Annotated in this window: 6 protein-coding genes; 3 read left to right on the forward strand and 3 right to left on the reverse strand. The window is 73.8% G+C overall.

What is annotated here, in order from left to right; translation table 11 throughout:
- Positions 1–342: 342 nt before the first annotated feature.
- Both lhgO and ABZS71_RS34685 read right to left on the reverse strand, forming a co-directional pair.
- Positions 343–1,548, reverse strand: coding sequence for an L-2-hydroxyglutarate oxidase (lhgO, locus tag ABZS71_RS34680; protein WP_356216630.1), 1,206 nt, complete (start codon positions 1,546–1,548; stop codon positions 343–345).
- 149 nt (positions 1,549–1,697) lie between these two features.
- Entirely contained in the window at positions 1,698–3,149 is a 1,452-nt protein-coding gene (locus ABZS71_RS34685) for an MFS transporter (RefSeq protein ID WP_356216633.1), read from the reverse strand.
- Positions 3,150–3,987: 838 nt separating this feature from the next.
- Here ABZS71_RS34685 and ABZS71_RS34690 point away from each other — a divergent pair.
- Together ABZS71_RS34690 and ABZS71_RS34695 are read left to right on the forward strand one after the other, a co-directional pair.
- Complete coding sequence (locus ABZS71_RS34690) at positions 3,988–6,078, forward strand: asparagine synthase-related protein (RefSeq protein WP_355852028.1); 2,091 nt, start codon at positions 3,988–3,990, stop codon at positions 6,076–6,078.
- Between the two features lie 325 nt (positions 6,079–6,403).
- Positions 6,404–10,105 (forward strand): BTAD domain-containing putative transcriptional regulator, encoded by a 3,702-nt coding sequence (locus ABZS71_RS34695; RefSeq protein WP_356216636.1) that lies wholly within the window; start codon positions 6,404–6,406, stop codon positions 10,103–10,105.
- Between the two features lie 223 nt (positions 10,106–10,328).
- Here the strand turns inward: ABZS71_RS34695 and ABZS71_RS34700 are convergent, their stop codons facing one another.
- A complete protein-coding gene (locus tag ABZS71_RS34700; protein WP_355852031.1) occupies positions 10,329–11,054 on the reverse strand; it encodes a helix-turn-helix domain-containing protein in 726 nt (241 codons plus the stop codon).
- Positions 11,055–11,375: 321 nt separating this feature from the next.
- Between ABZS71_RS34700 and ABZS71_RS34705 the strand changes: the two genes are divergently transcribed.
- Positions 11,376–12,731, forward strand: a complete 1,356-nt coding sequence (locus ABZS71_RS34705) for an NAD(P)/FAD-dependent oxidoreductase (RefSeq protein ID WP_355852034.1) — start codon at positions 11,376–11,378, stop codon at positions 12,729–12,731.
- The last annotated feature ends 449 nt before the right edge of the window (positions 12,732–13,180 follow it).

Consider the following 13,180-nt stretch of genomic DNA (forward strand, 5'->3'; position numbering starts at 1 on the left):
GTCCGCCGTCCTCGGCCCCTACACCGAGGAGGACGCCTCCTCCCGGGTCACCCCCGGCACCATCCTGGGCGGGCCGGCCCGGGCCGGCCCGGGCCGGCCCGGGCCGGGCCGGGCGGCGTGACCCGGCGAGCGCCGCGGGACGCTCATGGGGCCCGCTCGCCCGACCGCGCCGTGCCGGTGGGCCGACGCTCCGCCCCGCACCCGGCCGGCGAGATTCCGCTTCCTGCGGGATCAGTGCTTCCTGTGGGATCAGTGCTTCCTGTGGGATCAGTGCTTCCTGTGGGATCAGTGCTCCCTGCGGGACCAGCGCTCACTGCGGCACCACGCTCACAGCGCCAGCGCTCACAACCCCTCCAGCACCCGCCGCGCCACCTCCCGCCCGATCGGCAGCGAGGCCGTCGCAGCCGGTGAGGGCGCGTTGAGCACATGGACGACCCGGGGGGACTGCGAGATGAGGAAGTCGTCCACGAGCGTGCCGTCGGGCAGCACCGCCTGGGCGCGCACGCCCGCCGGGGCCGCTGTCAGATCGTCGGCCGTCACATCCGGCAGCAGCCGGCGGACGGCGTCGGTGAAGGCACGCTTGGACAGCGAGCGCCGCAGCTCACCCGCCCCGTACCGCCAGTGGCGGCGCGCTATCCGCCACGCACCGGGGTAGGCCAGGGTCCCGGCCAGCTCGTGCGGGCGCACCGTATGCCAGGCGTAGCCCTCCCGGGCGAGCGCGGGCACCGCGTTGGGCCCGATGTGGACGGCGCCGTCGATGCCGCGGGTCAGATGGACGCCGAGGAAGGGGAACGCCGGATCGGGCACCGGGTACACCAGGCCGTTCACCAGCGAGGCGCGGGAGGGCACCAGCTCGAAGTACTCACCGCGGAAGGGCACGATCCGCATGCCCGGGTCGTCGCCCGCCAGCCGGGCGACGCGGTCACAGTGCAGCCCCGCGCAGTTGACCAGGGCCCGCGCCCGCAGCACCGTCCCGTCCGTAGTACGGACCGCGACCGCCGAGGGGCGCCGCCCGATGGTGCCTACCTGCGCCCCGTACCGCACCGAGGCCCCCGCGTCCTGTGCCAGGCGGGCCAGCTTGGCCGCCACCGCCCCGAAGTCGCACACGCCCGTCGTGCCGACGTGGATCGCGGCCAGGCCGCGCACCCATGGCTCGTACTCCGCGATCTGGGCGGGGCCCAGCTCGCGCACCGGAATCCCGTTCTCCCTGCCGCGCTGGACCAGGGCGTGCAGCCGCGGCAGCTCGGCCCGCTCCGTGGCGACGATGAGCTTGCCGGTCACCTCATGGGCGATGCCGTACTCGGCGCAGAACTTCACCATCTCCGCCGCGCCCCGCACCGCGAACCGCGCCTTCAGGGAGCCCGGAGGGTAGTAGATACCGCTGTGGATCACCCCGCTGTTCCGCCCGGTCTGGTGGCGGGCCGGGCCCGCCTCCTTCTCCAGCACGGTCACACGGGTGCCGGGCGCGGCGCGCGTGATCGCATACGCCGTCGACAGGCCGACGATCCCGCCCCCGATCACCAGCACGTCGCAGTCCAACGCCGTCACGCCATGTCACCTCCCCACGCGCCACACCGTCCAGTCGCCCGATCGTCGATCCCTATCATGACCTGCGCCACTGACAGCGACCCGAAACCCAGGCGAGGCTTCGGTTCCGAGCTGGTGTGCGAAGAGGGCGCCGGCTCTCAGGCCGGCTCTCACGCCGGGGCCACCAGCAGCGGCCGCGCCTGCTCGCGCAGCTCGGCGACGCGCGGCTCGTCGCGGTACGCCTCGAGGCGGTGCATCAGGTCGCGCACGTACTCCGTGGTACGGGCGGACGAGATCCGGTTGGCGACTTCCACGGCCCGGGCGCCGGCCGCGCAGGCCGCGTCCAGGTTCCCGGACTCCAGTTCGGCCACGGCGGACACGACGAGCCGCAGCCCGTGGGAGCGCACGAACTCCTCCGTCGGCCGGGCCAGCGCCTGCTCGGTGAAGCGCCGCACCTGGCGCGGCAGCCGGAGATCGCGATAGCACTCGGCGGCGTCGGCCGCGAACCGCTCCTGGCTGTAGAAGTCCAGCCAGGACGGGTCGGGGTCGCCCGCCCGCGCCCGCTCCAGCCAGCCCTCGGCGGACTTCAGGGCCGCCCCGCAGGCGGGACCGTCCCCGGACTTGGCCTGGGCGCGCGCCTCGACGAGCCGGAAGAAGCTCATGGTGCGGGCGGTGGCCAGGCCGCGGTTGCGCTCCAGGGCGGCCTGGGCCAGGTCCACGCCCTCGTCGGCGAAGCCGCGGTAGGTGGCCTGCAGACTCATCGAGGCCAGCACATAGCCGCCGAGGGGGACGTCGGCCGCGGCGCGCGCGAGGCGCAGCGCCTGGATGTAGTACCGCTGTGCGGCCTCCTGTTGGCCGGTGTCGAAGGCCATCCATCCGGCAAGTCTGGTCAGTTCGGCGGTGGCGCCGAAGAGCGAGCGGCCGACCTCGTCGCTGTACGAGCCGAGCAGCAGCGGCGCCGCGTCCACCCGCAGACACTCGGGCACCATGGACGAACGCCAGTCGCCTCCGCCGTACTTGGAGTCCCAGCGGCGCGCGTCCTCGGCGGCCTCACGCAGCTTGGTGACGTCACTGTGGCCGACGCGCTGTGGTAAGGCCTCGGAGCTCGCCCCGGTCGCGCCGTCCGCGGCGTTCTCGGTGGCCTTCGGCTCGCGCGCGACCGAACTGTCCGCGGGGGATATGAGCCAGCGGGACGCCGGAGTGGCGTACGCGCTTACTGCGAAAGATCCGGCCAGGCTCTGCCAGATGCCGACGCCGCCGCGCCGACCCGCGAGATCCAGCCGGTAGAGCTCGGTCGCGGAACGCACGGCCTGGCCGATGTCGCGCGGGAAGGTGAGCCCGACCTCGGGGGCCGGATCGGCGTCGGCCAGGCCGATCTCGTGCAGCGGGACGGGGCGGCCGAGTTTGCTGCCGATCGCAGCCGCAATGAGGTGCGGCGCGGCGCCTTGGGGGACCATCCCCTTGGACACCCACCGCGCCACGGACGTCTTGTCGTAGCGAAGCGTCAGGCCACGCTGGGCGCCGAGGTCGTTGACTCTGCGCGCGAGCCCGGCATTGCTGATCCCAGCGAGGGCGAGAACGGTGCCGAGCTTCTCGTTCGGCCCGCGTAGCTCCCTGGACATGCGCACCCCTCGACAGCACCGACGGCCGCCCCGGCATAGGCGCGGGGCATTCGTAAACCCAGCGTAGTTCGCCGCATCCCGACCGTTAAGAGGTGGTGTCCCGGATGGCGAGATTCTTGTACGAACGGGCGTGCGGGGCGGGACGTGTGCTCCCGGTGTGTGTGGCTGTGCGCCCGTGTGTGCGCTCTGTCTCAGTCGTGGCGAGGACGTTTCGATGGGTCTTGCGTGGGTCGGCCCGCTGTACTGGATCCAGTGGGCTGGGGGACGCCGCCGCCTCAATTCCCCGCGGGCGGCGGAACGGGTCCGGGAGGCGAATGACGCCTCCCGGACTGTCGTGTTGGGAGGCGCAGGAGGTGGACGGTGGGCGCATACAGGGCATCCGCACGGCCATCGAGAGCGCCTCGGCACATTGGCTGAATAACGCCCCCACGGCCGGGCTCCCGCGTCGGGCCGGGGAGGGGGAGGCCCGACGCGGGAGCCCCTGCCTCGCGGAGCCGGAAGCCGCCTGCCTCGTACAGGCGTTGGCGCGCCCCTCGGTGCCTCTTCGCACACTCGTCGGCGCCCTTGCGCTCTTGTACGCCCCACTCGTGGCAGCATGGGCCACGGCGGAACGGTGTGTCGCGACCGGCGGTGGTTCCCTCATGGGCTCCTTAGGGGATCTCTTGTGCGGGAGCCGCCCTCTGTGATCAACCCTGCGATTCCTGCGATCAGCTGTGGTCAAGGGACATCCAGGAGATCCACGTAGTTGTCCGGTTCGATGCCGAAACCGTCAACATGCTGTGCATGATGGCACCTACTTCTTGGTTGCCCTGGATGCCCACAGCCTGTGGAGGCGGCGATGCGGTGGTTGGTGGGGTGGAGCAGTACCGCATCCGGCCCGGTCCCCCCGGAAGGCCGTGCGATCCAGCCGGTCGGCGCCCAACTCCTGTGGGCAGAGCCCGATCCGCTGTGGGCCGTCGGCGACTGGCGGCCCGACGAGGTACGCGTCGTCCAGGCCGACCCCTTCACCCGGCTCGCCGTCTTCGGCTGTTGCGGTGCGACCGACGAGGAGCTTCGGGTGGGCCTGTTCGCGGCGCGCGGTGGCGCCCTGCGCCACCTCACCGCCTGGCCCGGCAGCTATACCGCCGTCGCCCAGGTCGGCCGCCGCGTCACCATCGCCGGTGATCTCGCGGGCGCCCGGCCCGTGTTCCACACCGACTGGGCCGGCGGCACCGCCTACGCCACCGCCGCGCTCCCGCTCGCCGACCTCATCGAGGCCCAGCTCGACGTCGGCCACCTCGGCGCGCTCCTCGCCTGCCCGGACTCTCCGGAGGCCATGGGCGACGGCACGCCCTATATGGGCGTCAGACGCGTCCCCCCGGGGCATGCGCTGATCCTGCGCGACGGCGCCCGCGACGTCACCGGCTACGAGCCCACCGCGTCGCTCGCCGTCGCCGCACCCCAACTCGACCAGGACAAGGCCGTGGACGGCGTCCGGGACGCCCTCGTGGAGGCCGTACGGGCCCGGCTCACCGCCCCGCGCCACGCCCCCGAGACCGGCGGCGGCCTCGACCCCGGCCCGGTCCCCGGCATGGGCCCCGCCGAGCGGCGGGCCGCGCGCGGCGCCCCGGCCCCCGGCATCGGCGCCGATCTGTCCGGAGGCAGCGCCTCCGCCACGCTCGCCCTGCTCGCCGCCGGTCTCCCCGGAATGCCGGGCACCCTCCTCGGGCACGGCACCGAGGCGGGTGAGCGGCTCCTCGCCGTCACCTTCAACGACCTCGCCACGGCGGGCGGCGCCCGCACCCGCGAGGCCGAGCTGGAGCGCGCCGGCGCCATCGCCGCCAACCCGCGACTGCACCATGTGGTCGTCGCCGCGGGCGAGGAAGCCCTGCCGTACGCCGCCCTCGACACCGGCGCGCTCACCGACGAGCCCGGCCCGTCCCTCGTGATCGCCGAGCGCCACCGGCGCCGGCTCGCCGCGGGCAGCGCGGACCACTTCGTCGGCCATGGCGCCCGCCAAGTGCTCGACGCCCACCCCGCCCGCCTCGCCGACCTGCTGCTCGACCGCCGCAGACGCCACCTGCTGCGCCCCGCCACCGCGCTCGCGAAGGCCGACGGGCCCTCCGCACAGTCCTTCTTCGTGCCCTTCACGGTCTACCGGGCCGCACGCCGGCTTGCCCGCACGCCCTATAGGGACGGCGTCGAGGAAGCCGCCGCGCGCCTTTTGGAGCGCCGCTTCGCCGACGACAGCGTGACGGGCGGCCCCGGCGCCGTATCCGCCTCCCTCGCCGCCCTGACCTGGTGCCGCCCCGGGCCCGCCGCCCGCTGGCTCACGGGCGAGGCGCTGGCGGAAGTGTCCGTTCGGCTGGAGCAGGCGGCCGTGCGCCCCGTACTACTGCGCCGCCCCGGGGAGCGCCGCGCCGACGCCGCCCTCGCCCGCTACGCGGCGGACCACCGCGTCTTCGAACAGGCGGCGGAGGTCCGCAGCCAGCGCCTGCACGCGCCCTTTCTCGACAACCAGGTCGTACGGGCCTGCCGCGCGCTCCCCGAAGCGCTTCGAGTGCAACCGGGGGCGCGCGCCTCGGTGCTGCGCGCGGTCCTCGCCGGAGCCGGGATCCGGGAGCTTCCCTCCGGCTGGGGCGCCACCTCCCACGCCGCGCACACCGCCGCCGTACGGACCGGTATGCGCACCTGGGTCGGCGAGGTGATGACCCTCTTCGACGCGCCGCTGCTGGCCGACGCCGGCCTGGTGGAGGCCCGTGTCGTCCGTAAGGCGCTGCGCGCGGCGGCCCAGGGGGAGCGGCTGCCCCTGGACGGCCTGGCCGAACTCGTCTCCACGGAGGTGTGGCTGCGGCGGCTGCTGGCCCGCCGCGGCACCTGCTGGACCGGCACGGCGGCGCCCCGGCAGCGGGCGGTGGCGGGCGGAGTGGTGCCGCGGCCGAGTCTGTGACGGTGGCTTCGGCTGCCGTCCGGCCTGGCAGCCGGACGGGCCCGGCGGTGCGACCGGCCTGGCGGGCCGGACGGGCCTGGCAGGCGCGGTGAGCGCGGCCGCGGATGCCCCGGCCCATCTCCGCCGTACTACGGCGGCACCGGCTTGCCCGGCTGCCCTCGCACGGCGGCGTGAAGGGCGGCCGGCGGCGCATCGACCGTAGTGCCCCGTACGAGGGCGACGCTCCGCCGTGCCACGGTCCGCCGGCCGGCGCTGCCAGGTGGCCCTCAGGCGCCACTCGCGGCCGACGCCCCCTGTGACGACAGACCCTAGGAGAATGGACCCCGTGCGGTATCTGATCCTCGGCACCACCGAAGCGCGCGACGACCACGGGAACCCCCTGCCCCTCGGCGGCCCGCGGATCCGCGCGCTGCTCGCCGCGCTCGCCGTCCGCGCCGCACGCCCCACCCCGGCCCCCGTCGACGTCCTCATCGACGAGGTGTGGGCCGACGACCCCCCGCACGACGCGCCCGCCGCGCTCCAGGCGCTCGTCGGGCGGCTGCGCCGGATCATCGGCAGGGACGCCGTGGTCTCCGCGCCCGGCGGCTACCGCCTCGCGACCGCCGTGCCTCAGGACGACGTCGACCTGCTGCGCTTCGAGCGGCTGACCAACGACGGCATGCGCGCGCTGGACGCCGGCGACCCCGGCCCGGCCGCCGCGACCCTCCGCCGGGCGCTCGCCCTGTGGCGCGGCCCGGCCCTCGCCGACCTGCCCCACCGGGACGCGGCCGCCGCCCGCCCCGAGGCGCTCCGGCTGACCGCACTGCACCGCCGGATCGACGCCGACCTCGCGCTCGACCGTAGTACGGACGTCATACCGGAGTTGCGCGAGCTCGTCGCGGACCATCCGCTCGACGAAACGTTCCACGCCCAGCTGATCCGCGCGCTGCGCACGGCCGGCCACGGCGCCGACGCCCTCGCCGCGTATGAGGACGTCCGCCGGATCCTCACCGACCGCCTCGGAACGGACCCGGGTACGGAGCTGATGGAGCTTCATCGACAGCTGCTGCTCACGGACGGGCCGCCGGCCGCGCGGGAGCCGGTCGTCACGGGGGGCGCGGCCGCCCCGGGGGACGCCTCGGCGCGGCCCGGCGGCCGGGAGGAGGACCCGCGCCCCGTCGTGCCGCCGCTGCCGTCGCTGCCGCACGGCAACCTCCGGGCCCGCCTCACCAGCTTCGTCGGCCGGCAGACCGAGATCGGCGCCATCCGCCGCGATCTGGGCCGCGCCCGGCTGGTCACCCTCACCGGGCCCGGCGGCTCCGGCAAGACCCGGCTCTCCGAGGAGATCGCCGCGACCGTGACGGCCGGCTACCCGGACGGCGTCTGGATCGCCGAACTCGCCCCGCTCGACCACCCCTCCGCCGTCCCCGGCGCCGTGCTGAGCGCCGTCGGCCGCCGCGAGACCACCCTGCTCGCCTCCGGTCTCGAGGGCCGGACGAGCGGCGCGGACGGCGCGGACCCCACCGGCCGCCTCGTCGAGTACTGCGCCGACCGCCGGCTGCTGCTTCTGCTCGACAACTGCGAGCACGTCATCGACACCGCGGCGCGGCTCGCCGAGACCCTCCTCGCCCACTGCCCGGGCGTGACCGTGCTGGCCACCAGCCGTGAGTCGCTGGGCGTGCCCGGCGAGACCGTACGGCCCGTGGAGCCGCTGCCACCCGTCCCCGCCCACCGGCTGTTCGCCGAGCGCGCCGCGACCGTACGGCCCGGATTCGACCCGGCGGCGGACCCGGCCACGGCGGCCGCGGTCGCGGAGATCTGCCGCCGGCTGGACGGGCTGCCGCTGGCGATCGAACTGGCCGCGGCGCGGCTGCGGCTGCTGACCCCGCGCCAGATCGCCGACCGGCTCGACGACCGTTTCCGCCTGCTGACCAGCGGCAGCAGAACCGCACTGCCGCGCCAGCAGACCCTGCGGGCCGTCGTCGACTGGTCCTGGGACCTCTTGGACGAGCGCGAGCGGACCGTACTGCGCCGGGCCTCGGTCTTCGCGGGCGGCTGGAGCCTGGGCGCGGCGGAGGCGGTGTGCGCGGACGTGCCGTCCGGCGCGGAAGCCGGCGCGCATGCGGAGGCCGGTGCGCGCGCGGAGGCCGATACGCACGGGGATGCGGATCAGCCGGGCGAGGAGGGTTCGCGCGCCGGTTCACGCGCCCCCGCACGCTCCCACACGCACCCCCGCGCCCATATCGCGCCCCCGGACGTACTGGAGCTGCTCGGGGCACTGGCCGACAAGTCGTTGCTCGTCGTCGACCACCCCTCGGGCCCGGCGGGCGAGGCCCGATACCGCATGCTGGAGACGATCCACGAGTACGTCAGCGGGCGCGCCACCGAGGACCCCGCGGCCCGGATCGACCACGACGCCGCCGTCGCCCGCCATGTCTCCTGCTTCCGGGACTTCGTCCGCACCGCCGAACCGCGGTTGCGCTCCGCCGAACAACTCCCGTGGCTGCGCCGTGTCGAGACCGATCTCGACAACATCCGGGCCGCTCTGCAGCGCTCCCTGACCGCTTTCGACGAGGACACCGCCTTCGCGATCGCCCTGGCCATGGGTTGGTTCTGGTGGCTGCGCAACTACCGGGACGACGGCGCCGCCTGGGTCCGCCGGGTCCTGGCCCTCGAAAGCCGGCCGCACCGCACGGACGGGACGGAGCCGGCGGACGACCACGCTCCGTATGGCGAAGTGGGGCGCGTCCCGGACCGCGTTCCGGACGGGGTCGACGGCGACGACGCGGCCGTCACCCGGTACTGGCAGTTCATGGATCTGCGGCTGCTGCTCTTCTTCCTGCTCATCGAGCAGGGTGGGACCGATATGAACGACCCCGCGACCCGGATCGTCGCCGAGCGCATCCGCGACGCCTACGCCGCCCACCCGAGCCACCGCAGCACACGCTTCCCCGGGCTGCTGTGGCCGTTGGCCGGATTCGTCATCGACGGCCACGCCGGGGTGCTGCCGCTGATGGACGAGGCGGTGGCCCACTGCCGGGTGAACGGCGACGAGTGGTCCCTCGGCGTCGCGCTGATGTTCCGCACCCACCTCGCGATCGACATGCCGGGCGGCATCGAGAACGCCGACCACGACTGGGCCGAGCTGCGCGAACTGAGCGCCCGCGTCGGCGACCGCTGGATGCTCGCCCAGGTGGAGGGCGCGGGCGGCGAGATCGCCACGAGCCGTGGCCGGTTCGCCGAGGCGCGGGCCGCCTACGAGGAGGCACAGCGGCTCGCACGGGAGATCGGCGCCCACATCGAGGTGCCGTTCCTCTTCACCCGCCTCGCCGAGCTCGCTGTCCACGAGGGTGACTTCGAGGGCGCGACGAAGCTGCTGGACCGCTCCGAGGAGGAGGCGGAGCGCAACGGCGCGGTGGACGTCCGGGCCTTCAACCATGTGCTGCGCGGCCTCGTCGAGCTGCTGCGCGGCAATGTGGAGCAGGCCCGGTCGTACTGCGACGAGGCCCGGAGCAGGGCATTGCGCGGCACCCCGCCGCCACAGTTCTGGGTCGTGGTCGACGGTCTGCACGGCCGCATCACCGCCGCGGCGGGTGATGTGCCCGGCGGACTGCGCATGGTGCGCGACACCCTGCTCAAGGGCACCGAGGCGAGCTGTAAGGAGACGCTGCTGGCCGAGCAGGCCGAGTCCGCGGCGCGGATCCTCGCGGGGTGGGGGCAGGAGCGGCTCGCCACCCGGCTGCTGGGTGCGGCCGACGGCTGGCGCGGCCGGCTGCCGCGCTCACCGATGGTGGTCGAGGAGGTCGGCGCGGTCGTGGCACGGGTGAGCGAGGCGCTGGGCCGCGATGCGGTCGAGAGGCTGCGGGCCGAGAGCACGGGCCTGACCGTCGACCAGGTCATCGCCCTGCTCGATGACGTCGTGCCCACCCGCGACGACTCCGCCGACCCCGAGGGCTCGACAGCCCCCGACGACTCGACAGGCCCCGACGGCGGCCGGGAGCCGACCCCGACCAGGGAGGACGGCACCCCCGCTCCGCGTGCCCAGTGACGCGGACACGCGGACACGCGGACACGCGGACACGCGGAGCAAAGAATTCACCGGATCGGGGCGCTTACCTTCACTCGTACGGGGAAGACGTGGCGCACGAATCCGTAACGTACGAACGAACGCATGGGCCGCGCGGGCCCCCGACCGCCGGTCCGACGCATCAGGACAACCCACCACGACCGCCCGCACCACCGCCCAGGCACCAGCTGAACCCCGCAGGGCATCACCTCGCGGGGCGCGACCGCAACCCGTCCAGCAGGATGTCCAGCAGCCGCGCCGACGCGGCGGCCTGCTGCGCCGCGTCCGGCAGCGAGGGCGCTGCCGTGGCGATCACCAGCAGCACATCCGCGACCGTCACATCCGGGCGCAGTTCACCGGCCGCCCGCGCCCGCTCCACCAGCTGCCCGACGACCTCCAACAGCGCCGCGGCGCCCGCGTCGTCCGGATCGTCCTGCGGAGCGGTCGGCCGCTCGACCAGCCGCAGCTCCGGCTGGGCCGAGGCGGCTAAGCCGGCCTGCCGCTGCTGCGGCACCCGGATCTCCGTCTCCACATCGACCCCGACCCGCAGCACCTGCGGCGGCAGCAGCCGGCCCGCGCCGGACGCCACCGAGGTCCGCAGAAACCGGGCCAGCGCGGACCACGGCTCGTTCTCCTGCCCGAGCGCCGCCCGCGCCTGGTCGGTCAGCCGCGCCGTCTCCTCCTCGGCTATGCGGCGCACCAGTACGTCCTTGCTGGGGAACCGCCGGTAGACGGTGCCCACCCCGACTCGCGCCCGCCGCGCCACGTCCTCCATCGGAGCCCCGTACCCCAGCTCACCGAAGACTTCGCGCGCCGCCCGCAGGACATGCTCCAGATTGCGCTGCGCGTCCACGCGCAGCGGAGTGCTCCGGCCGCCGTTTCCGTCCGACGACGTGACGGTTGCGGACCATGACGAACCCTGAAGGTGCATAAGTGATCCCCCGGTAATGACGTCTCCCCCCGGAGACTCCCCGCCCAGACTGCCGGGGCAGTCACAACCCCGACGAAGTACGAACATAGTTGAGCACAGGTCAAGAAAGAAGGGGGTAGCTCGGGACAGACCGCCCCCCGGTCGGAGCAGCGGACCGCCATTTCCTGGCTCTCCGCCCGCCCTCCACCCCGCGCCCCCGTGCTGACCTGCGTACCTTTCGTACGCGGTACCGAATCCGGGGCGGCGGAGGCGCCGACTCCTCCGGTCACACAATTCGTCGGGGCTGTGGACAAACTGCGGCTGTGCGTGCCTCATGGGAGGGTGAAGGAACCTGCGCGCATTCTCGTTGTCGGCGGTGGCTACGTCGGGATGTACACCGCGCTGCGCCTCCAGCGGAAGCTGAAGCGAGAGCTGAGACAAGGCGCAGTACAGGTCATCGTGGTCGACCCCGAGCCCTATATGACCTATCAGCCCTTCCTGCCCGAGGCGGCGGCCGGGTCGATCTCCCCTCGCCATGTCGTGGTGCCGCTGCGCCGCGTCCTGCCGGACTGCAAGGTCGTCATCGGCGAGGCCACCGCGATCCATCACGGCAAACGCACCGCGACCGTCAGAACCCTCGCCGCGGAGGAGGAGGGCACCGGCGCGATCGAGATCCACTACGACGAGCTGGTGCTGGCCCCCGGATCCGTCTCCCGCACCCTCCCGGTCCCCGGCCTGGCCGAGTTCGGCATCGGCTTCAAGACCGTCGAGGAGGCCATCGGCATGCGTAATCACGTCCTCGAACAGCTGGACATCGCGTCCTCGACCCGGGATCCCGACGTCCGCGACGCGGCGCTGACCTTCGTCTTCGTCGGCGGCGGCTACGCGGGCGTCGAGGCGCTCGGCGAGCTGGAGGACATGGCCCGGTTCGCCGTCCGCTACTACCACAACATCTCGCCCGAGGATCTGAAGTGGATCCTCGTCGAGGCCACCGACCGGATCCTTCCGGAGGTCGGCGAGGACATGGGCAAGTACGCGGTCCGCGAGCTGCGCAGCCGCAATATCGACGTCCGGCTGGAGACCCGCCTCGAATCCTGTGTGGACAGGGTCGCCGCACTGAATGACGGCTCGCGCTTCCCCACCCGCACGCTCGTGTGGACCGCGGGCGTCAAACCGCACCCGATCCTCGCCTCCACCGATCTGCCGGTGAACGGGCGCGGCCGCCTCAAGTGCACCGCGGCGCTCCATATGGAGGGCGTGGAGCACGCCTGGGCCGCCGGGGACGCCGCGGCCGTCCCGGACCTGACGGCGGACCAGCCCGGTGCGGAGTGCGCCCCCAACGCGCAGCACGCCGTCCGCCAGGCGAGGGTCCTCGCCGATAACGTGCTCGCCTCGCTCGACGGCCGGCCGCTCAAGGACTACGAGCACAAGTACGTCGGCTCCGTGGCCTCCCTGGGCCTCCACCGAGGCGTCGCGCATGTCTACGGGCGCAAGTTGAAGGGCTATCCGGCCTGGTTCATGCACCGTGCCTACCACCTCAGCCGGGTGCCGACTTTCAACCGTAAGGCGCGCGTGCTGGCCGAGTGGATCCTGTCGGGGCTGTTCAAACGGGAGATCGTCTCGCTCGGGTCGCTGGAGAACCCGCGCGCCGAGTTCAAGCTCGCCGCGGATACCGGTCGGCATCCCGAAGCCAGTTGAGCCCATCGAGGCGGAGCCGGGAACTCCCCTCCCACGATCGGCGTCTCACGGATGTCAGTCCGGTCGGCCACACTGGACGTGTGACCATGGGTGGGCTCGTATCTGCAAAGAGTGACAATCGCGAGGATTTGGAAGTTTGCTGCATTCCCCTGGGGGCCGTCCCCCGTACCCGCATCCATCTCCCCGATCCCGCGCCGGCGCGCAGCTCAGCCACCACCCCGCGAGGTAATCCGCAGTGAACTTCACGCGCTGGAGCGCCCGGCTCCCCCGAACACAGCGCCGCACCGCCGCGCGAGCCGACCGCGGCGCGCGGCGGCCCGCGCCCACGGCGGGCGGCGGCTCCGTCCCGGCGGCCCGGGGCGAGCGCGCCGACCCCTCGGGCCGCGGCCCCGGCCGGTACGCAGCAGATGCCGGACCCGGTGCAGGGCGACGACCGTCTTGCCGGTGCC

It is taken from the genome of Streptomyces sp. NPDC005393 (genome assembly GCF_040606675.1).
In the GTDB taxonomy this organism is placed as follows: Bacteria; Actinomycetota; Actinomycetes; order Streptomycetales; family Streptomycetaceae; genus Streptomyces.